The organism is Pseudactinotalea sp. HY160 (assembly GCF_009372055.1).
GTDB lineage: Bacteria > Actinomycetota > Actinomycetes > Actinomycetales > Beutenbergiaceae > HY158.
Genome location: NZ_WHMT01000001.1, coordinates 491646 through 516331 on the forward strand (window position 1 = coordinate 491646; position 24686 = coordinate 516331).

General features: G+C 71.5%; 24 protein-coding genes. 17 read left to right on the forward strand and 7 right to left on the reverse strand.

The features are described from left to right. Window positions 1-36: 36 nt before the first annotated feature. Together GCG21_RS02190 and GCG21_RS02195 are read right to left on the reverse strand one after the other, a co-directional pair. The gene (locus GCG21_RS02190) at window positions 37-273 is read right to left on the reverse strand and encodes an acyl-CoA carboxylase epsilon subunit (RefSeq protein WP_227992878.1); all 237 of its coding nucleotides are present in this window, start codon (window positions 271-273) and stop codon (window positions 37-39) included. Window positions 274-289: 16 nt separating this feature from the next. After that, window positions 290-1870 carry an acyl-CoA carboxylase subunit beta gene (locus tag GCG21_RS02195; RefSeq protein WP_153877507.1) on the reverse strand — a complete coding sequence of 527 codons (1581 nt, stop codon included), beginning with the start codon at window positions 1868-1870 and terminating at the stop codon, window positions 290-292. A gap of 222 nt (window positions 1871-2092) precedes the next feature. On the opposite strand from GCG21_RS02195, the gene GCG21_RS02200 reads away from it, so the two are divergent. From GCG21_RS02200 to GCG21_RS02240, 9 genes are all read left to right on the forward strand, one after another. Further along, window positions 2093-2872: a biotin--[acetyl-CoA-carboxylase] ligase gene (locus GCG21_RS02200; RefSeq protein WP_194164887.1), complete on the forward strand. Its 780-nt coding sequence runs from the start codon at window positions 2093-2095 to the stop codon at window positions 2870-2872. 5 nt (window positions 2873-2877) lie between these two features. After that, the gene (locus tag GCG21_RS02205) at window positions 2878-3915 is read left to right on the forward strand and encodes an adenylate/guanylate cyclase domain-containing protein (protein WP_152817595.1); all 1038 of its coding nucleotides are present in this window, start codon (window positions 2878-2880) and stop codon (window positions 3913-3915) included. Window positions 3916-3935: 20 nt separating this feature from the next. Then, on the forward strand, window positions 3936-4619 hold the full coding sequence (locus GCG21_RS02210) for a response regulator transcription factor (protein WP_153877510.1): 684 nt from the start codon (window positions 3936-3938) through the stop codon (window positions 4617-4619). 38 nt (window positions 4620-4657) lie between these two features. After that, window positions 4658-5965 carry an ATP-binding protein gene (locus tag GCG21_RS02215; RefSeq protein ID WP_370460184.1) on the forward strand — a complete coding sequence of 436 codons (1308 nt, stop codon included), beginning with the start codon at window positions 4658-4660 and terminating at the stop codon, window positions 5963-5965. Between the two features lie 60 nt (window positions 5966-6025). Further along, on the forward strand, window positions 6026-6409 hold the full coding sequence (locus GCG21_RS02220; protein ID WP_152817597.1) for a hypothetical protein: 384 nt from the start codon (window positions 6026-6028) through the stop codon (window positions 6407-6409). Beyond that, window positions 6399-7817, forward strand: a complete 1419-nt coding sequence (locus GCG21_RS02225) for a cell wall metabolism sensor histidine kinase WalK (protein WP_152817598.1) — start codon at window positions 6399-6401, stop codon at window positions 7815-7817. Before GCG21_RS02220 ends, GCG21_RS02225 begins: the two co-directional genes overlap by 11 nt. Then, complete coding sequence (locus GCG21_RS02230) at window positions 7814-8476, forward strand: response regulator transcription factor (protein ID WP_152817599.1); 663 nt, start codon at window positions 7814-7816, stop codon at window positions 8474-8476. The genes GCG21_RS02225 and GCG21_RS02230 overlap by 4 nt, the downstream gene beginning before the upstream one ends. A gap of 91 nt (window positions 8477-8567) precedes the next feature. Further along, complete coding sequence (locus tag GCG21_RS02235) at window positions 8568-9212, forward strand: DUF4956 domain-containing protein (RefSeq protein ID WP_194164888.1); 645 nt, start codon at window positions 8568-8570, stop codon at window positions 9210-9212. Beyond that, the gene (locus GCG21_RS02240; protein ID WP_152817601.1) at window positions 9209-10000 is read left to right on the forward strand and encodes a polyphosphate polymerase domain-containing protein; all 792 of its coding nucleotides are present in this window, start codon (window positions 9209-9211) and stop codon (window positions 9998-10000) included. The genes GCG21_RS02235 and GCG21_RS02240 overlap by 4 nt, the downstream gene beginning before the upstream one ends. Here the strand turns inward: GCG21_RS02240 and GCG21_RS02245 are convergent. Beyond that, complete coding sequence (locus GCG21_RS02245; protein ID WP_153877511.1) at window positions 9982-10650, reverse strand: GtrA family protein; 669 nt, start codon at window positions 10648-10650, stop codon at window positions 9982-9984. The two genes, GCG21_RS02240 and GCG21_RS02245, sit on opposite strands and share 19 nt — an antisense overlap. 19 nt (window positions 10651-10669) lie before the next feature. After that, the gene (locus tag GCG21_RS02250; protein ID WP_152817602.1) at window positions 10670-11410 is read right to left on the reverse strand and encodes a hypothetical protein; all 741 of its coding nucleotides are present in this window, start codon (window positions 11408-11410) and stop codon (window positions 10670-10672) included. Window positions 11411-11472: 62 nt separating this feature from the next. On the opposite strand from GCG21_RS02250, the gene GCG21_RS02255 reads away from it, so the two are divergent. The 4 genes from GCG21_RS02255 (at window position 11473) to GCG21_RS02270 (ending at window position 17172) form a co-directional block, all read left to right on the forward strand. Further along, window positions 11473-12627: a 5-(carboxyamino)imidazole ribonucleotide synthase gene (locus tag GCG21_RS02255; protein WP_152817603.1), complete on the forward strand. Its 1155-nt coding sequence runs from the start codon at window positions 11473-11475 to the stop codon at window positions 12625-12627. Further along, on the forward strand, window positions 12624-13139 hold the full coding sequence (gene purE / locus GCG21_RS02260) for a 5-(carboxyamino)imidazole ribonucleotide mutase (RefSeq protein ID WP_152817604.1): 516 nt from the start codon (window positions 12624-12626) through the stop codon (window positions 13137-13139). Before GCG21_RS02255 ends, purE begins: the two co-directional genes overlap by 4 nt. 442 nt (window positions 13140-13581) lie before the next feature. Beyond that, window positions 13582-16116: an HNH endonuclease signature motif containing protein gene (locus GCG21_RS02265; protein WP_152817605.1), complete on the forward strand. Its 2535-nt coding sequence runs from the start codon at window positions 13582-13584 to the stop codon at window positions 16114-16116. Window positions 16117-16329: 213 nt separating this feature from the next. After that, window positions 16330-17172: a hypothetical protein gene (locus GCG21_RS02270; protein WP_152817606.1), complete on the forward strand. Its 843-nt coding sequence runs from the start codon at window positions 16330-16332 to the stop codon at window positions 17170-17172. A gap of 52 nt (window positions 17173-17224) precedes the next feature. Here the strand turns inward: GCG21_RS02270 and GCG21_RS02275 are convergent, their stop codons facing one another. The 3 genes from GCG21_RS02275 to GCG21_RS02285 all read right to left on the reverse strand — a co-directional run bounded on the left by GCG21_RS02275 (window position 17225) and on the right by GCG21_RS02285 (window position 20437). Further along, window positions 17225-17473, reverse strand: a complete 249-nt coding sequence (locus GCG21_RS02275; RefSeq protein WP_152817607.1) for a hypothetical protein — start codon at window positions 17471-17473, stop codon at window positions 17225-17227. A gap of 296 nt (window positions 17474-17769) precedes the next feature. Then, on the reverse strand, window positions 17770-18870 hold the full coding sequence (locus GCG21_RS02280; protein WP_370517216.1) for an LCP family protein: 1101 nt from the start codon (window positions 18868-18870) through the stop codon (window positions 17770-17772). A 379-nt stretch (window positions 18871-19249) separates the two neighbouring features. After that, window positions 19250-20437 (reverse strand): LCP family protein, encoded by a 1188-nt coding sequence (locus tag GCG21_RS02285; protein WP_194164889.1) that lies wholly within the window; start codon window positions 20435-20437, stop codon window positions 19250-19252. A 196-nt stretch (window positions 20438-20633) separates the two neighbouring features. On the opposite strand from GCG21_RS02285, the gene GCG21_RS02290 reads away from it, so the two are divergent. Genes GCG21_RS02290 through glf form a run of 4 tightly spaced genes read left to right on the forward strand, consistent with a single transcriptional unit; the run spans window position 20634 to window position 24659 of the window. Continuing rightward, entirely contained in the window at window positions 20634-21710 is a 1077-nt protein-coding gene (locus GCG21_RS02290) for an NAD(P)-dependent oxidoreductase (RefSeq protein WP_152817609.1), read from the forward strand. Then, window positions 21707-22645 (forward strand): glycosyltransferase family 2 protein, encoded by a 939-nt coding sequence (locus tag GCG21_RS16525; RefSeq protein ID WP_227992883.1) that lies wholly within the window; start codon window positions 21707-21709, stop codon window positions 22643-22645. Before GCG21_RS02290 ends, GCG21_RS16525 begins: the two co-directional genes overlap by 4 nt. Beyond that, complete coding sequence (locus GCG21_RS16530) at window positions 22642-23514, forward strand: glycosyltransferase (RefSeq protein ID WP_227992886.1); 873 nt, start codon at window positions 22642-22644, stop codon at window positions 23512-23514. The genes GCG21_RS16525 and GCG21_RS16530 overlap by 4 nt, the downstream gene beginning before the upstream one ends. Beyond that, window positions 23511-24659, forward strand: coding sequence for a UDP-galactopyranose mutase (gene glf / locus GCG21_RS02300; RefSeq protein WP_152817610.1), 1149 nt, complete (start codon window positions 23511-23513; stop codon window positions 24657-24659). The genes GCG21_RS16530 and glf overlap by 4 nt, the downstream gene beginning before the upstream one ends. The last annotated feature ends 27 nt before the right edge of the window (window positions 24660-24686 follow it).

A 24686-nucleotide genomic window follows, 5' to 3' on the forward strand; every position in this document is an offset into this window, starting at 1 on the left:
GGCACGACCCGCGCGACCGGCACGACCGGCGCCGCGTCACCAGGCTTGGTGCGTGCTCCAGCGCCACGAGGCCCGCGACGGCTTGGCGGGGACGCCCCAGCGGCGGCGTGGATCGGCCCAGACGGAGGAGCGTGAGCCGTCGTCGGGGTCGTCGATCGCGGCCGCGTTCGCGGCGACGAGCCCGGCCACGAGCGCGGCGAGCTCCACGTCGTCCGGGGTGCCCCGCACGACCCGGACGACGTCGCCCGGGCCCATCGATTCGATGCTCACCATGCGTGCCTCCGAGCGGTCACAGCGGAATGTTCCCGTGCTTCTTCGCGGGCAGCGACGCCCGCTTCGTTCGCAGCGCCCGCAGCCCCCGGACGATCTGCACGCGGGTCTCGGCCGGCTCGATCACGGCGTCGACGTAGCCGAGGGCGGCGGCGTCCCACGGGTTGACGATCGCCTCCTCGTACTCGTCGACGAGCCGGTTCCGCTCGGCCTCGACGTCGCCGCCGTTCTCGGCGACCTCCGCCAGGGCGCGCCGCTGCAGGATGTTCACGGCCCCGGAGGCGCCCATGACGGCGATCTGCGCGGTCGGCCAGGCGAGGTTGAGGTCGGCTCCGAGCTGCTTGGAGCCCATGACGATGTACGCCCCGCCGTAGGCCTTGCGCGTGATCACGGTGATGAGCGGCACGGTCGCCTCGGCGTAGGCGAAGATGAGCTTCGCGCCCCGGCGGATGATGCCGTTCCACTCCTGGTCGGTGCCGGGGAGGAATCCGGGCACGTCCACGAACGTGAGCACCGGGATGTTGAACGCGTCGCACGTGCGCACGAACCGGGCGGCCTTCTCGGCCGCGTTGATGTCGAGGGTGCCGGCCATCTGCTGGGGCTGGTTCGCCACGACCCCGACGGGCGCCCCCTCGACGTGGCCGAAGCCGACGATCACGTTCCGGGCGTAGAGGGCCTGCACCTCGAGCAGCTCCCCGTCGTCGAGGACCCCGGAGATCACGGTGCGCATGTCGTAGGGGTGGGAGTCCGAATCCGGCACGAGGGTCGTGAGTTCGGCGTCCTCCGGCGTCTCGTCGAGGTCGGCCTCGATCGGGAACGTCATCGGGTCGGTCAGGTTGTTCGCCGGCAGGTAGGTGAGCAGTGCCTTGACGTAGTCGAAGGCGTCCTCCTCGTCCGTGGCGAGGTAGTGCGCCACCCCGGAGCGCTCGTTGTGGGTCTGCGCCCCGCCGAGCTCCTCGAAGCCGACGTCCTCGCCGGTGACGGCCCGGATGACGTCCGGGCCGGTGATGAACATGTTCGAGGTCTGGTCGGCCATGACGATGAAGTCGGTGAGTGCGGGGGAGTAGACCGCGCCCCCGGCGCTCGGGCCGAGGATGAGCGAGATCTGCGGGATCACCCCCGAGGCGGCGACGTTGCGCCGGAAGATCTCGGCGAACTGGGTCAGCGCGGCCACGCCCTCCTGGATGCGTGCGCCGCCGCCGTCCGAGATGCCGATGAGCGGCACCCCGGTGCGCAGCGCGAGGTCCATCACCTTGGTGATCTTCTGGCCGTGCACCTCCCCGAGGGAGCCGCCGAACACCGAGAAGTCCTGGGAGTAGACGCACACCTGGCGCCCGTCCACCGTGCCGTACCCGACGACGACGCCGTCGCCCGGCACCCGGCGCTTGTCGAGCCCGAAATTGCTCGATCGGTGGGTCGCCAGGGCATCCAGCTCCACGAAGCTGCCCTCGTCGAGCAGCATGTCGATCCGGTCCCGGGCGGACTGCTTGCCGCGGGCCGACTGCTTCGCCCGCGCGGTCTTCGCGATCGCCTCCGGGCCCTCGGCCCGGCGCAGGCGCAGATCCTCGACCTTCTCGGCCGTGCTCGTCTTCTTGGTCACATCGGCCAGCGTAGTTGTCCTGATGGGCAGATGCGGGCACCGAACCGCCCACCCTCGGCACCGTTCGTTGTGGAGGGTCCACAAATCGGCCCGCACATCGGCCCACACATCGGCCCGGGCATCCGCCTCCACCTCCGCTCGGGCACCGCGATTCGGCGACGGATCGAGCGTGTGGTTCACCACGGACGTGACCCGTGGCACGCTGGAGTGATGATCCGCCTCGTGCCCAGCACCGATTCGACCCAGACCGACCTGCTCGCGGCCCTCGCCGCGGACGGGGCGGACTGGGGTCACCTGAGCGGCATCCACGCCGTCCACCAGCGCGCCGGGCGCGGTCGGCTGGACCGCGCCTGGGACACCGATCTCGTGCGCGCGCTCACCGCCTCGGTCGTGCTCCGGCCGGGCGACGAGGCCACGTGGGGCGGACTCGGCCTGCTCACGGGGGTGGCCGTGGTGCGGGCGCTCGCCGACCTCGCCCCCGGCGTGAACGCGGGCCTCAAATGGCCCAACGACGTGATCGTGCCCGACGCGGCCCCCTCCGATCGGACCGAGGGGTCGGCGCCCGGATGGGCCGGCATCGCCAAGATCGGCGGCATCCTCGGCTCGGTCGCCACGGACTCGACCGGCGCCCGGGCGGCGGTCGTGGGGATCGGCGTCAACCTCGACGGCACCGTGCCGATCCCGTGGGCCGCGACCGTGCGCTCCGCCGGCGGGGACGGCGTTCTGGAGGCCGCCGATCTCCTCACCGCGATCCTCGGTCACCTCGGCGAGCTCGTGCCCGAAGGCGAGCCGGTCCGCGGGGTCGGCGAGGCCGTGGCCCCGCTGTGCCGCACGCTCGGCGAGCCGGTCCGCGTGGTCACCGCCCGCGACGCGGAGGCGACCACGGGAACGGCCGAACGGATCGACCCCGACGGCGCGCTCGTCGTCCGTACGCGCTCCGGGGAGCAGCGCTTCCTCGCTGGTGACGTATTTCACATCCGCTCCGAAGCGCCGCTAGCCTGACACCCATGGCCGAACCGTCCCCGCACTCCTCCACCTACGGAGCCGTCGCAGCCGCGCTGCTCGGGCCCGGTCCACGCCGTCACCTCGGCGAGGTGGCCGAGTCGGCGAACGTGAGTGAGGACGACGTGCGCGCCTTCTGGCGGCTGCTCGGCTTCGCGGACGTCCCCGACGAGGCGCTGGAGTTCACGGACGCCGACGTCGCGGCGATGCGCGACCTCATGGACTACGTGCGCACGGACCGGATCGGCCTGCGCACGGCCCGCACGCTCGTGCGCGCGAACGGTCACCTCATGGACCGGCTCGTGCTGTGGCAGGTCGAGTCGTTCGTGGAGGAGGTCGCACAGCGCTACTCGCTCGACGACATCTCGGCCCGACTCGTCGTGCTCGACCGCTTCCTCACCCTCCAGCCGATGCTCGAGGAGCAGCTGCTCTACACCTGGCGGCGGCAGCTCGCCGCGCTGCTCGGGCGGTTCGACCGGCAGTTCGCCCAGAGCACCGGGCTGGCGATCTCGGCCGATCAGCTGCCGCTCGAACGGGCGGTCGGGTTCATGGACATGGTCGGCTACACCTCCCGCACGGTGCGGCTCGCGCGCGACGAACTCGCCGAGATCGTGGCGGAGTTCGAGACCACGGCCCGCGACGTCGTCGCGCGGAACGGGGCCCGCGTGGTCAAGACGGTCGGGGACGCGGTGCTCTACGTGGCCGACGACCTGCCCACCGGTGCGAAGGTCGCGACCGATCTCGTGGACCTGCTCGCCGCGGTCGATCTGCCCGTGCGCTCCTCGGTCGTGTGGGGGCGGGTGCTCTCCCGCTCGGGCGACATCTTCGGGCCGACCGTCAACCTCGCCTCCCGGCTCAACGACGTGGCCACGCCCGGGGTGGTGGTCATGGACGACGTCTCGGCCGCGCTGCTCGAAGTCGAGGGTCCGGAGTTCGATCTGACCCCGATGGAGACCGTGAGCGTGCAGGGGATGGGGCCGGTCAACCCGGTCCGGCTGCGTCGCCGGCAGGGGAGCCCGCGAACGAGGCGTGCGAATCCGTGAACTGGCATTAGCATGGCAGAGTGACCCGAGTTCTATTAGCAGAAGATGACCCAGCCATTGCCGAACCTTTGGCGCGGGCGCTCACCCGTGAGGGCTACGACGTCTCCGTGCACGGCACCGGCCGCGGCGCCATCGACGAGGCTCCGCACGCCGATCTCGTCGTGCTGGATCTCGGACTGCCCGACATGGACGGCCTCGACGTCGCGCGCTGGATCCGCAATCAGGGGCTGGCCACGCCGATCCTCGTGCTCACCGCCCGGGCCGACGAGGTCGACCTCGTGGTGGGCCTGGACGCGGGTGCCGACGACTACGTGACCAAGCCGTTCCGGCTCGCCGAGCTCCTCGCGCGGGTGCGGGCGCTGCTGCGCCGCGCCGGCGGCGAGAGCGAGGAGGCCGGTGCGCTCGTGGCCCAGGACGTGCGCGTGGACGTCGACGCCCACCGCGCCTTCCAGGGCGAGACCGAGGTGCACCTGACGGCCAAGGAGTTCGACCTGCTGCGGGTGCTCGTGCGCGAGGCCGGCTCCGTGGTCAGCCGCGAACTGCTCATGCACGAGGTCTGGGCCTCCGACCCGGCCGGCTCGACCAAGACCCTCGACATGCACGTGTCCTGGCTGCGCCGCAAGCTCGGCGACGACGCGAACTCGCCGCGCTACGTCTCGACCGTCCGGGGTATGGGCTTCAGGTTCGAGACCGGCGAGCGCTGACCTTGGGGCGACGTGTCCTGACGGCGACCATCGCCGCCGTGACGGTGGCGGTGCTGCTCCTCGGGGTCCCCATGGCCGTCGCCGGCGCGGTGCTCGTGCGCCAGGGCGTCGTCTCCAACCTCTCCCTGCGCACCCAGTCGATCGCCCGGGCGGTCGACACCCGGCTGGGCATGAACCTCGAGATCGACTCCGACTTCCTCCAGCGGTGGGTCGCCGATGAGTCGGACCCGGCGATCAACATCGTGGTCACCACCCCGCACGGCGTGGTCGAGGCCGGCGTCGCGGTGCCCGACGATCCGCGGCAGGTCTTCCTCGTGCGGCAGACGCTCTCGGTCGCCGGGTCCGAGGTGCGGGTGTCGATCCCGAGCAGCATCCTGTTCTGGCGGGGCGCCGAGGTGGTCGGCGTGGTCATCCTGCTCTCGATCGTCGCCTTCGGGGTCGCCGCGGCGGTCGCGAGCCGTCAGGCGCGCCGGCTCGCCGCGCCCCTGATCTACCTCGCCGCCAGCGCCGAGCAGCTCGGCGCGGGCCAGGTGCGTCCACAGCTGCGTGAGTCCGGGGTGGAGGAGATCGACCTGGTCACGGCCGAGCTCGTGCGCTCCGGCGAGCGGATGGCCGCCCGGCTCGCGGCCGAGCGCGAGTTCGCGGCGAACGCCTCCCATCAGCTGCGCACCCCGCTCACGGCGCTGTCGATGCGGCTCGAGGAGATCCAGCTCGTCACGGAGGACCCGCACATCGCCGAGGAGGCGCGGATCAGCCTCGACCAGATCGAGCGGCTCGTCGGGGTGGTCGACGACCTGCTCAAGTACTCCCGCAACGCCGACGGCGGCACGACCGAGGCGGTCGACCTCGACGAGATCTTCTCCCAGCAGCGCGCGGAATGGGCTCCCTCCTACGAGCGGGCCGGGCGGGAGCTCGTGTTCTCCCCGCCCACCGGGGCCACGGCGCTCGCGACGCCGGGCGCCCTGTCGCAGGCGCTGGCCACGCTGCTCGAGAACTCCCTCAAATACGGCGACGGGCGCACGACGGTCTCGGTGCGGGACTCGCGCAGTGAGACCGCGGCGGACTCCGGCACCGTGATCGAGGTGGCGGACGAGGGGGAGGGCATCAGCGACGACCTCGCGCCCCGGATCTTCGAGCGCCACGTCACGAGCGGGGGCGGAACCGGCCTCGGGCTCGGGCTCGCGCGGGATCTCGTGGTGGCCGACGGGGGTCGGATCGATCTGGCCCAGCGGCGCCCGCCGATCTTCGCGATCTTCCTCAGCGCCGTGCCCGAGCGTCTCAATCCCGACGCGGTGCTTCCGCCCGGGTCCGTCGTGGTCATGGGGCGGCGGCGCCGCCGGCAGTAGATGAGAGGCCTCTCATCCATGTCTCATCGGGGTCGCCGCCGGCTCCGACAGAATGGGCGCATGACTCGCTACGCCTGGGCCGCCCTGCCGGCTGCCCTGCTCATCGCGGCGGCGGCCTGGGTCGGCGCGGACGTGCTCACCCGGCCCGCATCCCCCGAGCTCGGCGAGACGATCGTGGTGGATCCCGGCGCCCCGCTGCCCACCGAGTCCCCGACGCCGGCCGTGACGCCGACGCCGACCGAGTCCCCGACTGTGACGCCGACTCCGACTCCGACTCCGACGCCGACGCCGACGCCGACCCCGACTCCGACGCCGACCCCGACGGTGGGCTCGGGGGGAGCCGCGACCGTCGCGCCGGCCCCGCCGCGCGACGCGGGTGACGACGATGACGACGACGACGACACTGACGACGACGACGATGATGATGGTGACGATGACGACTAGCCGCCGCGGCGTCACCGCCCGCACCCGGATCCTCGCCTGGATCCTGCTCATCGTCACGATCGCCGTGAGCGTCATCGTCGTGGCGACGGCCCGCTCGGTGCTCGCGGGCGTCCAGTCGGGTGCCAACACCGAGCTGACCCACGAGGCGGAGAAGTTCCGGGGCTTCGCGAGCCGCCCCGATCCGGCGACGGGCCGGGAGTTCACGTCCGTGCGGGAGCTGCTCACGAGTCACCTCCAGCACAACCTGCCCGAGCACTCCGAGACGTTCTTCTCCGTCATCGACGGCGTGCCTGACCGGCGCAGCGGCGGCGACCCGCCCGTCCGACTCGACCTGGACGCGGCCTTCGTGGCCCAGGCGACCGCGGCCGAGGAGCCCTTCTCGGCGAACCTGTCGACCTCGGCCGGGCCGGTGACCTTCGCCGTCCTGCCCGTCGAGTTCGTCGGCGATCCGCAGACGGGGCGGCTCGTCATCGTGGAGTTCCTCGCCCCGGAGCTCGACGAGGCCTGGTCGACCATCTGGGTGATGTCGGTCATCGCCGTCATCGCCCTCGCCCTCGCCGGGGCGACCGGCTGGTTCGTGGCCGGGCGGGTGCTCGCCCCGATCCGGGAGCTGAGCGAGACCGCGGCCCGGATCAGCGAGACCGACCTGGGCCGGCGGATCGAGGTGGACGGCAGCGACGACGTGGCCCAGCTCGCCGAGACCTTCAACCGGATGCTCGACCGGCTCGAGACCGCCTTCGACGGGCAGCGCCGGTTCCTGGACGACGCCGGGCACGAGCTGCGTACGCCGATCACCGTGATCCGCGGCCACCTCGAGCTCATGGGAACCGACCCCCTCGAGCGGGCCCAGACGCTGGCGCTCGTGGGTGACGAGCTCGGGCGGATGTCGCGTCTCGTCGATGATCTCATCGTGCTCGCGCGCAGTGAGCGCCCCGACTTCCTCCTGCTGGCACCGGCCGATCTCACCGACCTCGTGGTCGAGACCTTCGCCAAGGCCACCGCCCTCGCCGCGCGCCACTGGACGATCGACGAGACGCCCGAGGTGTTCGCCGTCGTCGATGCGCAGCGGCTCACCCAGGCCCTGCTCCAACTCGCGGCCAACGCGGTCGAGCACACGGGCGCGGACGACTCGGTCGCGGTCGGCGGCGCGGTCGTCGCGGGCCGGCTGCGGCTGTGGGTGCGCGACAGCGGCACCGGGATCCCGCCCGAGGATCAGGCCCGGATCTTCGCGCGGTTCGCGCGCGGGGCGGCGGACATGCGTGCGGGTCGGGGCACGGGTCTCGGGCTGGCGATCGTCGACCGTATCGCGGCCGCCCACGGCGGCCATATCGCCCTCGACTCCGAGCCCGGCCGGGGCTCCACCTTCGTGCTCGACCTGCCGTGGCACCGACCCGAGGAGGCCCCATGACCAGCATTCTGATCGCCGAGGACGAGGAGCGGATCTCGTCGTTCATCGAGAAGGGGCTGCGCTCCGAGGGCTTCAGCACCCAGACGGTGACCGATGGGCACGCGGCCGTGGAATTCGCCCGGACCGGCGAGTTCGACCTGCTCGTGCTCGACATCGGCCTGCCCGGCCTCGACGGCTTCAGCGTGCTGCGACGGATCCGCGCGGACAGGATCGACCTGCCCGTCATCATCCTCACGGCCCGGGACGCGGTCGAGGACACGGTGGCCGGGCTCTCCGGGGGAGCGGACGACTACATGCGCAAGCCGTTCGCCTTCGACGAGCTGCTCGCCCGCGTCCGGCTCCGCCTCAACTCCGCCTCCGCCGGCGAGGCGACGATCCTGCGCGCCGGCTCGGTCAGCCTCGACCTGCGCACGCGCCGGGCGCTCGTGGGGGAGCGGACAGTCGAGTTGAGCTCACGGGAGTACACGTTGCTCGAGGTGTTCATGCGGCATCCGGACCAGGTGCTCAGCCGGGCGCAGCTGCTCAGCCGGGTCTGGGGCTTCGATTTCGACCCGGGGTCGAACGTCGTGGACGTCTATGTGCGCTACCTGCGCGGCAAGCTCGGGCCCGAGGCCATCGAGACGGTGCGTGGGGCGGGCTACCGCCTCCGTGCGGACTGATCCCGGCGGATGTGAAAGCTCTCATGTTCCCCTCATGGTCGCCTTAACCGGGGCGTCCATCCTTGATGTCATAGTCGATCAAGGAGAGATCATGCCCCTCGTCATCGCGATTGCAACCGACCTCGTCGCCGTCACCCTGCTCGCGTACGTGCTGTACTTCCGTCGTCATCGGCGCCGGGACCTGCTGCTGTCCTACGTCGCCCTCAACGTCGGGGTCGTCGCGGTGACGCTCGCGCTCGGCTCCGTGGAGGTCGGCATCGGCCTGGGAATCGGGCTGTTCGGGATCCTCTCGATCATCCGGCTGCGCTCGGACCAGATCACCCAGCAGGAGATTGCCTACTACTTCACGTCGCTCGCGCTCGGGCTGCTCGCCGGGTTGCACCCCTCGCCCATGTGGCTCACTCCCGCGCTCAGCGCCCTCATCCTCGTGGTCATGTTCGTGCTCGACAGCCCCCGCGTCGGCCGTGACACCTACCGCCACACCCTCACCCTCGACCGGGCCTTCCCGCGTCGCGCCGGCCTCGAGACGCACCTGAGCGAGTTGCTCTCGGCGCGGATCCTCAGCGTGGAGATCGTCGATATCGACCTCGTGCGCGACACCACTCTCGTCGACGTCCGGTACCGGGCGGTGGCACCGTGGACGCACGCCGTCCCGTCCGCGCCCTCCGCCCCCACCCCCGCGTACCAGAGCCTCCCGGCGGCGTCCGACGAGTCGTGGGCGGCGATGCCCCGATGACCGCCGTCGAGATCACCCGACCCCGGGCCGGCACCGCTCCCGCCCCGAGCACCGGCGACCTCGTGGAGGTGCTCGACCGGTTCGAACCGATCAGCCTCGCCGACCTGAACGCCCAGGCGCGGCTCATGACCCGCATCGATCGCAAGTACTTCGTTCCGCGTGATCTCTTCGTCGACCTGCTCGAGCGGACCAGGGCGGACTTCCGGGCGCTCGAGATCGACGGTCACCACTCCTTCCGGTACCGCACCGTGTACTTCGACACCCCCGAGTTCGGGTTCTTCCGGGCGCACGTCCAGGGCCGGCGGCAGCGGTACAAGGTGCGCACCCGGACCTACAGCGAGTCGGGAGACTGCCTCATCGAGGTGAAGTCGAAGGGGTACCGCGGTCGAACCGTCAAGGAGCGGATCGAGCACGCGGGGCCCGCTCATCTACTCGACCGGCCGTCCCGGGAGTTCGTGGGTCGGATCGTCGGCTCCGACGCCTACCGGCTCGAGCCCGTGCTCGAGACCGTCTACGACCGACTCACCCTCGTGCGGGGCGATCAACGCCTCACGTGCGACCTCGACCTGCACTTCCTCGCCGGCAGCGATCGCCGGGACGGCCCGAACGAGGTGCTCGTCGAGACCAAGTCCGGCGGCGAGCGCGGGATCTGGGACGACCTGCTCATGGCGAGCGGGATCCGTGAGCACCGGGTGAGCAAGTACTGCGTCTCGGCCGCCCTCCTCTACCCGGGCCTGCCCGCCAATCCCTGGCGCCGCACGATCCGGCGCTACTTCGGGTCCCGCTGAGCATCCTCGCGGGGGGTGCGGACCCGTTCGGGGGCGGTCCGGGCCTCGGCCCGGGCCTCGTTCTCGGCCCGGTGCACGGCCCGCATCGCATGGAAGGTCCACACCTTGTTGAGCGTGAAGGTCACCGGCGTCACGACGGCGATCATGATGAACTGCGCCCAGTACACCCGGGTGCGCAGCAGCGTGGAGTCGTCCAGGAGCGTCGTCGACAGGTGAATGGGAGAGTCGGTGTGCATGAGCAGGGTGAGCAGCGCGAGCCCGATCGCCTGCCCGAGCGCCCCGACCGCGAGGAACGGCCAGTACTCGCGCCACCACGGCGTTCGGCCCGCCGTGCCGAAGGCCCATGACCGGTTGAGCTGGAAGTTCCACAGATTCGCCACGAGGAAGGCGAGCACCGAGAACACGTGGTACCAGCGCACGTTGAACTGGGTTCCCACGAGCGGAATCGCGGCCTGCTCGGCGTCCGGGCCACCGAGGGTGAGCAGGACCATGATGCCCATGTTGACGAGTACCCCGCTGGCGCCGACCACGCCGAACCGCAGCAGCAGCCGCCAATTATGGCGGTGCCGCACCAGGATCAGCCGGCGCAGTCGGGCGAGGGTACCGCCGCCCGCGTTCCCACCCGTCGGGGTGCCCTGCTCCGATCTCACTGCCGCAGCCTACCGGGCCCTATCCGTCGCAGGCGTCGCCGAACGTGTTGAGCCCGTCGGTGAGCCCGTTGGTGTCGAGGGTGGTCGCGGCACGGTACAGGTCCTGCCCCGCCTCGGTGAGATCCGCGTGATCCGGTAGCGGAGTCGCCGTCAGTGCACCGGTGAGGGCGGCTGCCCCGAGGGTTTCGATGATGGCGGGCTCGGCGTCGTCGCCGACGAGCGGATCCCATTCGGCCGGGGGGCCGGCCTGCCGGGCGTCGGCGACCAGGGCACAGGCGTAGGCGACCTGCCCGGGGAGGGAGATGTCCGGTTCGCCCTCGGGCAGACCGGACCTGTCGCACGCGGCGGTCATATTGTCGATGCCGGCCTGGATCCCGTCGGAGTCGACCCGGGTGATCTGGGCGTACTGCACCTTGGCAGCTTCGGAGAGGTCCTCGTGACCCTCAAGGGTGGTCGCGGTCATCCCGCCCAGGAGCGCGGCGGCCCCGGCGACCGCGTTCAGCGCCGGGTCCGCGGCGCCCGGAGTCAGCGTCCACTCCTGCGCCGGCCCCGAGTCCTGGGCGCGTGCCGCCAGCGCACACGCATAATCGAGGCGTCCATCGGCGGAGACGTCCGGGCCGGCGGCGGAACAGCCCGCTACGAGCAGACCGATCGTGAGCCCGGCGGCAACCGCGGCTCGGACCCATGAACCGGTGTGCGCTCCGCCGTCGACGGAGCGGCTCGGGATCGGCATCATCGCATCCTCCTCGTTGCTTTTCACGGGCGTTCATCCACCGTAACAGCGGCGCGTACTCGTGCCCGAACACAGTAGGCTGAGCGGTCATGGGACATCGGGTGGCCGTCATCGGCGGCGGACAGTTGGCACGCATGATGGCCGGGCCGGCCGCCGCGCTCAACCTCGAGTTGCGGGCGCTCGTGGAGGCCCCCGATTCCTCCGCCGCCCAGGTGGTCCCCGACTCCCGGGTCGGTCTGCCCCGCGATCGTGCGGCCGTCGAGGACCTCGTGGACGGCGCCGACGTGCTCACCTTCGAGCACGAGCACATCCCGGCCGGGATCCTGCGCGACCTCCTCGCCCGCGGCGTCTCGGTGCAGCCCGGTCCCGACGCGCTCGCCGCGGCCCAGGACAAGATCACGATGCGCACCGTGCTCGCCGCGGCCGGCGTGCCGGTGCCGCGCTGGGCTGTGGCCGCGAGCCCCGACCAGGTCCGCGACTTCGCAGCCGAGGCCGGCTGGCCGGTCGTCGTCAAGACGCCCACCGGCGGTTACGACGGCAAGGGCGTGCTCGTGCTCGGTGAGGATCCGGCCGACGACGGCTGGGCTGTGCTCGAGCAGTGGCTCGCAGCCGAGCGCGGTGAGGTGCTGCTGGAGGAATGCGTGCCGTTCCGCCGCGAGCTCGCGGCCCTGAGCGCCCGCCGCCCGAGCGGACAGTTCCTCGCCTGGCCCGTGGTCGAGACCATCCAGATCGGCGGCGTCTGCGCCGAAGTGCTCTCCCCCGCGCCGGAGCTGAGCGAGGAACTCGACTGCGCAGCCCGCAACATCGCCCACACCGTCGCCGAGACGCTCGGCGTCACCGGCGTGCTCGCGGTGGAACTCTTCGAGACGACGGATGGTCGCCTGCTCGTCAACGAGCTCGCCATGCGCCCCCACAACTCCGGGCACGTGACGATCGAGGCCTCCCGGACGAGCCAGTTCGAGCAGCACCTGCGCGCGGTGCTCGACCTGCCGCTGGGAGCCACCCAGCCCACGTGCGACCATGCGGTCATGGTCAACCTGCTGGGATCGGCCCTGGACGACCCGCGGGAGGCCTACGGCGAGGTGCTGCGCCGGTATCCGGAGGCCAAGGTCCATCTCTACGGGAAGTCCGTGCGGCCGGGCCGCAAGCTCGGGCACGTGACGATCACGGGCGAGGACCCGGAGCGCTGCCTCGCCCGGGCCCGCGCCGCGGTCGCTCTGCTGCGCGGGGAGGGGGCCCGATGAGCGCGCTCGTGGGCCTGGTCATGGGCTCGGACTCCGACTGGCCGGTCATGGAGGCCGCGGCCACCGCGCTCGAGGAGTTCGGGATCGACTACGAGGCGCGCGTCGTCTCGGCGCACCGGATGCCCGCCGACATGATCGCCTACGGCCAGGAGGCCGCGGGGCGGGGCCTGCGGGTGATCATCGCCGGGGCCGGCGGAGCCGCTCACCTGCCTGGCATGCTCGCCTCGGTCACCGTGCTGCCGGTCATCGGTGTGCCCGTGCCGCTCGCGCACCTCGACGGCATGGACTCCCTGCTCTCGATCGTGCAGATGCCCGCCGGGGTGCCCGTGGCGACCGTGAGCATCCGCGGCGCGCGGAACGCCGGCCTGCTCGCCGTGCGGATGCTCGCCACCGGCGAGGGGGCGGCGGCCGGCGACCTACGGGCCCGCATGGCCGATTTCCAGGCGGATCTGCGCCAGACCGCGATCGACAAGGGCGCCCGGCTCGCGCAGCGCACCGATTCCACCGGCTGAGTAGTTCCCCGAGCCGAGCAGTTTCCGAGCCGAGCAGTTTCCGAGTCGAGTATTCGGACGAGCCGACGACGCGCCCGTCCCGACCGTTCGCCCGTCCTGACCGTTCGCCCGTCCCGACCGTTCGCAACGAGCTCTCCATGACGAGCGGCTCGCCACGGGCGGGCCGTGCCTGGGGTGCGCGTCGCTCACCGCGCGGCCTCGCCGCGGGCGGGCCGTGACTGGGGTGCGCGTCGCTCAGCGCGTGGCCTCGCCGCGGGCGGTATGGTCTCGCACTCGTCCGCGAGACTCGACCGGGTTCCCCGGGTTCCCCGGGTTCCTTCGGGTCCTCGCGGTCCGCTGGATGTGGGATGAGATCCGCTGGATTCCGCTGGATCTTGATCGCCGGCCCGGTCAAGTCCCGTGGCCCGGGGTGAATGTCGGTGCTCGGTTCTAGGGTTGTTTCATGAGCACGAAGGCGGCCCGGCAGATGCGAGCGAGGCGAGCGGAGATCGCCTCGATCGCGTCCGAGGACGCGGTACTGGACCGGGTCCGTCAGGTGCGCAAGGTCCAGGCGGGCGCGGAGGCCGATCTGTTCTTCCTGGCGATCGAGATCGCCCAACGCAGCCCGGTCACCGAAGAGTGCGGGGCGTGGTCGTGTCACACCGATCTGGCCCTGGGGGTCTCGTATTGTGATTCGGCGGCGAACTGGTTCGCGGCCGTGACCGGCTTCTCCACCGACGCCGCCCAGGCGATGCTCCTCGAAGCCCTCGAGGTCGCCGAACGCCTGCCGCTGCTGTACGGGCGCGTGCTCGATGGGCGTACCCGGGCGCACACGGCCCGGCTCGTGGCCGAACAGACCCTCGGTTTGAACGTGGAGGCGGCCCGGTTCGTCGATGTCCAGGTCGCAGCCGCCGGGGCGATCCGGGGCCGATACGCCATCAAGGGTCTCGTGCGGGAGGCGATGATCACCCACATGCCCGACCGGTATGCCGACCTGCAGCGGGCGCAGGCCGATCCGCGCCGGGCCGATGTCCACATCGGCACCGACGGCACCGGCCGCATCGACGCGATCGTATCCACGTTCGCCGCCCTCGATCTGGAACAGAGCCTGGCCTTCGGAGCCGCGCAACTCAAGGCCGCCGGATCCGGTGAGGTCCTCGATACCCGACGCTCCCTCACGTTCGAGGGCATCATCGCCGCCACCCACCACCCCGCACCGGCCCACCAGGACGCCCTCGACCTCACCAACGGACAATCAGGCCGGCAAGCCCGGCAGGCCCAGCAGGCACAGGCGCCGGGACCGGCGGCGGGGGCGCCGGACTGCACGGGCGGAAACGTCATGGCCGCGGGGACGGGCGCCACAGTCGGCATCGGCGGTGCTGTGGGCATGGCTGCGGCCGCCGCAGTCGATCTGACTCCCGATGAAGCCGCAGGCCAGTTCGACGGCCCGTCCGTGAGCACAGCCGCGGGCCCCGCCGTGAGTACAGCCGCGGGCAGCGCCGCCGGAACGGCGGTGGGCGAAGCGGCGGCGGCCGGAGCTGCGGCGGACCCGACCGGCGAGGCGCCTGCCACGGCTGCGGGCGGTGGTGTCTCGTGTGGGCCCGCGTGGTCGGGTCGGGGCGTGCCGCGGGCGAAGGTCGTCATGTACCTGCACATGAACGCCTCGGCGTTCTGGCCCGACGGCAGGCCACCCGACCGTCCCGACTGTCATTCTGGAAACCGACCACCCGATCGTCATCCCGGCGACCGATCACTCGATCGTCATCCCGGTGATCGGCCTCCTGATCGTCCCGACCGTGATCCTGGCTGCCTGCTCGCCGGTGGACCATACGTGGACCCGCCGGGCTCGGCCACCTCGGCGGACACGACTTGTCCCGAACACGCCGCCGGTCCGGCTCGTCCCGAACACGCCGCCGGTCCGTCCTGTCCCGAACACGCCGCAGGTCCGGCCTACGTCGCGGGCAGGTTGGCCCGCGAACCCGTGCGCATCGAGGGGCCGGGGATCCCGACCGGGCTCGTGATCAGCGCCGCCGAGATCGCGGCCATGTTCACCACGCCCCACGATGCGGCCACGCCCGACAGCGCGCCCGTTGACGGGCCACGGGGCTCTGATAAGCCGCGCGGGTCTGGTGGGTCGTGGGGGCCGCAGATATTCGTGCGTCCGGTCATCGACCTCGAGACCGAACACGAAGTCGCCGGCTATGCCGCGGGGGACGTGATCAAGGACCACCTCCACCTGCGCGATCGAACCTGCGTGTTCCCGGCGTGTGCCCGCCCGGCCCGGGCCTGCGATGCCGACCACATCGACCCCTGGAAGACCGATGCCCAGGGCGATCCGGTCGGTGGGCCGACCTGCACCTGCAACCTCGCCAGCCTGTGCCGCCGGCACCATCGCTGGAAGACGCACAATCATCCCGGGCAGCCGCAGGGACGCGGCTCCTGGGCCTACGTCATGCTCGGACCCGGAACCTACTACTGGAGCGGCCCCATGGGCCTACGGTTCCTGCGCACCCCGACCGGCACCACCGAGGTCACCGACCAGGCCTGGCACCGCCGTGACCTCGCCGCACTCCAGGGCCTCCAGGGGCGCGGCGCATCCCAGAGCCTCGAGGCGCTCCAGGGGGTCGGTGCACTCCAGGACCTCGAGGCGCTCACGGGCTCCGACGACATTCCCGGCCGCGAGTCACGCCTGGATCGCCTGGATCGCCTGGATCGCCTGGATCGCCCGGACCATCGGACTCTTCCGGGCAACGAGACCCTCCCGGGACTCGAGGAGGTCCCGAGCAGCAAAGCGCGCCCGGACTCGCGGGCCCACCGCGACGACCTCGACGAGGCCTTCATGGACGCCCTCGACTACGAATACGGCAATGCTGACAGCGACAGCGACAGCGACAGCGACATCGACAACGCGGGCGATACCGACGACGACGGGGAACCGGTTGATGGGCGCGTCGCGGCCGTCCAGTCGGATCGACCACCGCAGCCGCCCGTCACTTAGAACGTCGGCGCCCGCCACAGCGCGTCGACGAGACCCTCGGGCCGCACTCGACCCGGACATTCCGCGCGGTCGCGGTGCCGACAGTCGGATCGAACTCGGTGCCGACGCCCCGTCGGCCGATGGCTCCGGTCGACGGCTCCGGTCGATACCTGTGGATAACCGCACCGGGCCGGTGCCGGCGGTTAGCGTCGTGGCAACGACGAAGGGGATGCCATGCGCCGAAGCATCGGAACGAGGACCGGACACGTCCGGCGCGTCACGGGTGCGCTCCTGACCACGCTCGTCGTCGGGATGACGGCCATGGGATGCACCGCCCCGGTGCCGAAGGAAGTCCGCGATACACCCGCACCGGCGACGATCGACCACCTGACGGGCAAGCCGTCGCTGTCGCTCCGCGCACCCTACGGGATCGACGTACCCGAGGGAGCGAAGGATCTGGAGGTGCGCTATCTCGCCGAAGCCCTGGAGCGTGCGCTCATCCGAAGCAGCGAATACGAGCAGGTGGCCGAGCTCGGCGAGGCCGAGGCGACCCAGCGCGTATTCGACGAACTGGCGAGCGCGGGGGACCCCAACCCCTGGGTGGAGGAGGCGAAGGAGACGTTCGGCGGGCCGGGCTATTCGTTGGCCGTCACGTCGCGGTTCCCTCACGAGCAACTGCCGACCCGGGCGCCCCACGTCGTCGCCACGACCTGGGAGTCCGAACTCGACGATGGGCGGCTCAGGGTATCCGCGACCGTCGAGACTGCGATGGAGTATCCCCGGGGACTGGCGATCGTCGTCCGCACCCTGCGGTTCGGCGTCGACGTCGAGCAGAAGCGGGCCGGCGGGCAGTTCTCCGTCGCGAGTTCCTGGCAGGTGCGCTGGCGCGGCTTCGACATGTGCCGGTTGCTCCTCGACGGCGTGCTCGTGCCGGGCCGCCTCCTCACGACGGCCGACGACCTGTCCGCCTACAAGCCGGGCTCCTTCGGCTCCGTGAACGAGGAGCTGGCATCCTCCGAGGCCTCGCTCGATCCGATAGAACGCCGCGAGGAGTGCCGCGCCGCCACCGAGGCGTGAGACGACGCGAATGACGGTGCCGCCCGAGCACAGTGCGGCCGATCCCCGAGGGCTATTTGATCCTGAACAATCCCACGGTGATCAGGCCGATCGCGAGCGGTAGACCGATGTAGGTGCACAGCCCGTTCAGGAGGAGTGCGGCCTGCGGCCATGGAGAGAAATCCATCGGCCAGAATCGCGCGATGGCTACGTCGGCCGCGAAGCACAGAAGCGCCAGGACGAGGCCCGCGGCCAAAGGGCGCCGGCCGTCGTGCAGAAACTCTCCGAGGAGGGAACGTGCCTCATCGTCCGAAGACTCCATCACCTTGCCCTATCCAAGAAAGCTACCGAAGGTCGACACGGGACCGGACACTCGGCGCGTCGTCATGTGAAGGCCGACGCGACTGCACCCACGGAACAGTTCGGTCAGTCCAGCCAGCAGACCCTGACCGTGCCGACGCCACTCAGCGTCGACCGGCATGTCGTCGATCCCAGGCTAGCTCGGCCGATGAGCTCGCGCAGGCAATCATCGGGATGAGTTCGGGCCCTGCTCGGACTGTGCTGGAGGCTGGCATGCTCGCCCGTCGAGCGTTCGCGGTCCCGGCAGAGCCGGCCCGCCTACTCCTCCTCGATCGTCACCGTGCCGTCCGCGACGGAGGCGAAGAACCGTGCCGCCGCGTCGGGCTCGATGAGCACAGCGGAGCCGACTCCGCCCGGTCGGTAGTTGAGGTCGGCGATCGGCGGCGTGCCCCGCACCCCGTCGGGCCCCGTGGCGGCCCGGAAGGCGAGGGCGAGCCGGCCGAGATCGAGGATGCCCGTGTCCTGATCGACCGCGAGGGCGGCCAGGCCGGCGCTCAGGAGGTCGACCTGTGCCCCCGGGTTCACCAGGGTGCCCGGGCGGGCGACCTTCGCCGTGATCGCCTTGATCACCTGCTGCTGCCGCTCGGTGCGACCGATGTCGCCCTTCGGGTCGGAGTAGCGCATCCGCGCGAACGCCAGCGCCGTCGTCCCGTCCGCCTCATGGCAGCCCGGGGTCCACACGAGGCCGGACTTCTCGTCGTCCACGTCCAGGTCCGAACACAGCTCGACACCGCCGACGGCGTCGACCAGGGCCGAGACGCCGCCCATCCCGATCTCGACGTAGTGGTCGACGGTCATCCCCGTGAAGTCCTCGACCGTGCGCACGAGCAGCTCCGGGCCGCCGAGCGCGTAGGACGCGTTGATCTTGTTGTTGCCGTGCCCGGGAATCGCCACGTACGTGTCGCGCGGGATCGAGATGAGCGAGGCCGAGCCCGACGGCGGCTTCGTCAGCAGCATGATCGTGTCGGTGCGCTGTCCCTCGGTCGGATCACCCGCAAGGGTCCCGTCCGCGCGGGAATCAGAGCCAGCGAGCAGGTAGGTCTCGGCCGCCTGGCCCGGCGCACCCGAGAGTGCATCGATGTGAGTGATCTTCCCGTTGGCCCAGATGAGCAGGCCGATCGGCCAGGCGAGCAGGAGCACGAGCACAGCGGCGACGATCACCACGGCGCGCCGGCCGCGCCGCCGCCTGCGCGGCGTCCGCGGGGTCGCCGGCGGCTCCGGATGCTGCCCCGAGTGCCCGGGCTGCCCCGGGTGTCCCGGCTGCCCCGGGTACCCGGGCTGCTGCTGCCGGTAGGACTGTGTGGGCTGGATACGCCGGGCCGGCTGCTGGTCGACGGGCATGACCCGCGTGCGCGGCACGGCCGGCTGCTGCGGGAGGGGAGCCTGCGCGGGCTCCCGGGAGCCCGGTGCAGGGCGGGCCGGCGCCGAGTCCCCCGACCCGCTGTCCGGCCGCGCCCCGGGCCGACTCGCGGGCCTGATCACGGGCGGAGGCGTGGGGCGGCGCGCGCTCGGCGCCTGATCCGCCGCGCCCATCGACCGGGCCGAACCGCCCTCGCGCGCCTTCGAGGAACGGCGCTGGGGAGGCCGCTGAGGAGGCCGCTGGGGATGCTGGGGCCGCTGGGGCGGAGTGTCACCGGATTCGGTGGGCATGAGGGCTTCCCTGTCGTTCGGTCACGCCGGAGGTTCTCGAGCTTACGAGTCCGCGGGCGCGAAGCCCCGCAGCCGGCGGGGGTGTCGGTCAGCTGCTCGGGCTGCTCGATGCGGTCGGCTCGACCGTCGACTCCTCCGTCGACTCCCCGGCGGGATCCCCGGGGAGCGGCTCGTCGGCCCGCAGCGCGTCCCACACCAGGTCGGTCTCGGGGGTCTGCAGTACGACGTTGCCGCTGTAGGCATGCGGGGCCGTGGAGAAGTTCACCGAGCCGCCGTCGATCCCGCGCAGCGAATAGCCCAGGCCGGTGAGGCTGTTCAGGTTCCCCAGCCGCTCGCTCGTGGTGAGGGAGGAGGCGGCCGAGGAGAGCAGCGAGAGCAGCTTCGAGGGATTCGCGAGGGTGTCGGCCGAGAGCACCTGTCCGACCATCGCGGTCATGAGCTCCTGCTGCCGGTCGATCCGCGAGATGTCCGACCCGTCCCCGATCCCCTTGCGTGCCCGCGCGAGCCCGAGCGCGTCGTCGCCGTCGAGCGTCTGGCAGCCGGCCTCGAGGTCCAGGTCGGCCTTGGGCACGTTCATCGGCTCGTCGAAGCACATCTGCACCCCGCCGATCGCATCGACCATGGTGGCGAAGCCGTCCATGTCGATCACCGCCCAGTCGTCGATGTAGATGTCGGTCATCGCCTCGACCGTGAGGATCGCGCAGGCGGCCGCGTGGCTCAGATCCTCGCCCTGCCCGCCCGTGGCGAAGGCCGCGTTGAAGCGGACGCCGTTGTGCTCGTTCGTCCCGAGCGCCTGCGGGTAGCTCTCGCCGCCCCCGGGAAGAGGGCAGGCCGGGATCGCCACGATGAGGTCGCGGGGGATCGAGACCACGTCGACCCGCTCCCGGTCGGCCGAGAAGTGCACGATCAACGCGGTATCGGAACGCATCCCCTCGAACTCGCCGTACTGCGCGTTGTCCCCGCCGCGGTAGTCCGAACCGAGCACGAGCACGTTGAGCGGTTTGCCCGCCCAGGAGTCGCGCGGGTCCGGGGTCGGGTCCCCGTGCTGGTCCGCGCCGCCGGGCCGGTTCTCGCCCAGGAGGGCGTTGATGTCCTTGCTGTCGATCCGCGACTGGATCTCGACGTACACCGAGCCGACCGCGGTGGTCACGAAGAGCGCGACCCCCAGGAGGCTCAGCGCGAGCACGTTGAGCGCTCGCCGTCGCGGCCGGGGGGCGGCATGACGCCGGGCCCCGCGCTCGTCGCGGCGATCCGAATCGGTCCTCGTTGTGCTCATCAGGCCCAAGAATACGGGCAATCCGGCGCGTCCCGGCGCGGTGAGGGGGAGGGCGTGGGGCTGATCCGGCGGGCAATCGGTGAAGGAGTTGTGCGCGCCCGCCATCCGGGTGGCGCCGGTCACAGCCCGGCCGGGAGGGGGCACGGCGGCCCGTCGTTAGACTGACCCGATCACGCCCAGCACAGGAGGCACAGGCATGCCCGTACTTTCCGGCCCCGTCCTTACCGGCGGTGAGCGGATCGTGGTCCTCGGTGGATCCGGGTTCATCGGCTCGCACATCATCCCGGCCCTCATCGGCGCCGGATTCGACGTCGTCAACTACGACCTGTACCCGCCGCAGCGGCCGCTGCCGGACGCGGTGGTCGACCTGCGGGGCGACATCCGCGACGAGGCCACCCTCACCTCCGCGCTCACCGGCGCCCGTGCGGTGCTCAACCTGGCCGCCGCCCACCACGACTTCGGGCTGACCGAGGCGACCTTCACCTCGGTCAACGTCGACGGGGCGGGAGCGGTCACCCGGGCGATGACCGCCGCGGGGGTGGACAACCTGTGCTTCTACTCCTCGGTCGCGGTCTACGGCGAGCAGCCGAGCACGCCCACCGAGGAGACCGCGCCCGCGCCGACGAACGCCTACGGCCGCACGAAGCTCGCCGCCGAGGCGGTCTACCGCGACTGGCAGCGCTCGGGCGAGCGGCGCGTGCTCATCGTGCGCCCGGCGGTCGTGTTCGGCCCGGGCAACACGGCGAACATGTACCGGATGATCGACCAGATCGCCCGCCGCCGGTTCGTCTCGGTCGGCCCCGGGGCCAACCGCAAGTCGATGGTGTACGTGGAGAACATCGTGGCCGCGATCCTCCACTTCTGGAGCGCCGAGCCGCAGGTGGACCCCGAGGTCTACAACTGCGTCGACGCCCCCGACCTCACCTCCCGGGCGATCATCACCCGTGTCTACCGGGCGTTGGGACGACGCGTGCCCCGGCTGCGTCTCCCGCTCGCCCCGGCGATCGCCTGCGCCCGGCCCCTGGACTGGATCGCGGCGCGGACGGGCCGGAATCTGCCCATCACCTCCGACCGGATCGCGAAGGTCGCCGGCACCGAGACGAGGTTCTCCGGGGACCGGATGCGCGAGCACGGATACTCCCAGCCGCGCCCGATCGCGGCGGGCATCGACGAGATGGTCGCCTGGTACGTCGAGACCGGCAAGAACGTGCGTATCCGCGAGCACCTGCCACCCGAACGGCCCGTGCTCGCCCGAGACGGGGTGGGTGCATGAGTACGGTCGCGGTCGTGGTGACCTACAACCGGGCGGAGCTGCTCGCGGCCTGCCTCGACGGACTCGCCGCCCAGACCCGCCCCCTCGAAGCGATCGTCGTCATCGACAACGCCTCGACCGACGGCTCCGGCGACGTCGCCCGCGCCCACCCGATCGGCGCCGACGTGCACACACTGCAGACGAACCTCGGGGGAGCGGGCGGGTTCAGCGCCGGGCTCGCCTGGGCGCTCGAGCACCACGACCCGGACTGGATCTGGCTCATGGACGACGACACGATCCCGCGCCCCGGCGCGCACGGCGCGCTCATCGACGCGGCCGACGCCCACCCCCGCGACCTGGCCGTGCTCAGCTCGACCGCGGTCTGGACCGACGGGCGCATCCATCCGATGAACCGCTCCCGGGTGCGGATGGGCTCGAACGCCGTCGAGCGGGGGGACGCGGCCGCCGTCGACTCGCACCCGATCCGGACCGCCTCCTTCGTCGCCATCCTGCTGAGCGCCGACCATTGCCGCCGAGCCGGGCTGCCGTACGCCGACTACTTCATCTGGGGCGACGACACCGAGTACTCCGGGCGGCTGCTCCGCCAGGGCCGCGGCATCCAGGTGCACGACTCGATCGTGGAACACCGCACGGTCGCCTTCGCCTCCTGGCAGACCGATCCGGGGCCCCGGTTCTACTACGACGTGCGCAACAAGCTGTGGGTCTACCTCGCCTCCGGCTCGTTCCGCTGGTGGGAGCGGCTCGTCTACCTCGGATCGGCGGCCGCGGGCTGGGCCGGCACGATCCGCCGCTCGGGCGATCGGCGGACCCTCCTCGGACACGCCTGGCGGGGTCTGCGCCACGGCCTGCTCCGCCGGCCGGCCCCGACCACCCGGGTACTCGCGGGCCAGGGCGAGGTGTCCAGCGCCGTCGCCCGCGTCGAGGCCGGGCGATGACCGAGAAGTTCTCCGTGCTGCTGCCCGTGTACGCCGGGGATCGGCCGGACTGGCTGCGGCGCGCCTTCGCCTCGATCACGGCCGAGCAGACCCTCGCCCCGGACGAGGTCGTGCTCGTGCGCGACGGCCCCGTCGGCGCCGCCCTCGAGACGGCGATCGACGAACTGCGGGCCGGCTCGAGCGTGCCCGTGACGTACGTGCCGCTGCCGCAGAACCTCCGGCTCGCCGGGGCCCTGCAGGAGGGTCTGGCCCGCTGCTCCCACGAGCTCGTCGCCCGCGCCGACGCCGACGACATCTGCCTGCCCGAGCGGTTCGCCCGGCAGATCCCGGCGATGGCCGGCCTCGACCTGCTCGGCAGCGCCGTGGCCCAGTTCGACGACGAGGAGCAACTGCGCGCGTGGCTCGACGGGGCCCCCGACGGCCCGGGGGCGGGCCGCGTCACGGTCCGCACCCGACCGGCCACGACCGCCCGGATCCGGGACTACGCGGCCTTCCACAACCCGTTCAACCACCCGAGCGTCGTGTTCCGGCGCTCGGCTGTCCTCGCCGCGGGCGGATACGAGGACCTGCCGTTCATGGAGGACTACTGGCTGTTCGTGCGGATGATCATGGCCGGGTCCGCCGTCGGGAACCTGCCCGAGGCGCTCGTGGGCTACCGGGCCGGAGCCGAGTTGTTCGACCGCCGCGGCGGGTGGGTCGCGATGCGGTCCGATTGGCGCTTCCAGCGCCGCGCCCACTCCCTCGGGTTGACCACCCGGACCCAGTTCGTGCGTAACCTGGGCACCCGGGCCGCCTACCGGCTCGTCCCCGGCCGGCTCCGCGCGTGGGGGTATCAACGATTCGTCGCCACCAGGAGGGCCACGCAATGAACGTCGACCTCGTCGTCGTCGGATCGGGATTCTTCGGCCTGACGATCGCCGAACGGGCCGCCACCGAGCTGGGCCTGCGGGTGCTCGTGCTCGACCGGCGGAGCCACATCGGCGGCAACGCCTACACCGAGTTCGAGGAGAGCACCGGCATCGAGGTGCACCGCTACGGCGCGCACCTGTTCCACACCTCGAACGAACGGGTGTGGGACTACGTCACCCGCTTCACCGCCTTCACCTCCTACCAGCACCGGGTGTACACGACGGTCGGGGGCGAGGTGTTCCCCATGCCGATCAACCTCGGCACGATCAACCAGTACTTCCGCTCCGCCCACGGGCCGGATGCGGCCCGCGCGCTCGTCGCCGCCCAGGCGGCCGAGGTGGCGGGCCACGAGGTGAGCAACCTCGAGGAGAAGGGGATCTCCCTCATCGGGCGGCCCCTGTACGAGGCGTTCATCCGCGGCTACACCCTCAAGCAGTGGCAGACCGACCCGACCGAGCTGCCCGCGAGCGTCATCGCCCGCCTGCCCGTGCGCTACACGTACAACAACCGCTACTTCTCCGATACCCACGAGGGGCTTCCGGTCGACGGGTACACGGCCTGGCTCGAACGGATGGCCGACCACCCGAACATCGAGGTGCGCCTCGACGTCGACTTCTTCGACGAGGGCCAGCCGCTGCACAAGCGGGCGCTCGTGGGCCAGGTGCCGGTCGTCTACACCGGCCCGTTGGACGAGTACTTCGGCCACAGCGAGGGCGCGCTCAGCTGGCGCACCCTCGACTTCGAGGAGGAGGTGCTCGACGTCGGCGACTTCCAGGGCACCTCGGTCATGAACTACGGCGACGAGGACGTCCCCTACACCCGCATCCACGAGTTCCGACACTTCCACCCCGAACGCGACTACCCGGACGACCGCACGGTCATCATGCGCGAGTTCTCCCGCTTCGCCGGCCCCGGCGACGAGCCGTACTACCCGGTCAACACGGCCCGCGACCGGCAGCAGCTGCTCGCCTACCGCGAGCTGACGAAGGGGGAGTCGGGCGTGCTCTTCGGGGGGCGGCTGGGTACCTACCAGTACCTCGACATGCACATGGCGATCGGTTCGGCGCTGAGCATGTCCGACAACAAGCTCGGCACGATCCTGTGACGGGCGCGAGCTCGGCGGAGGCGACAC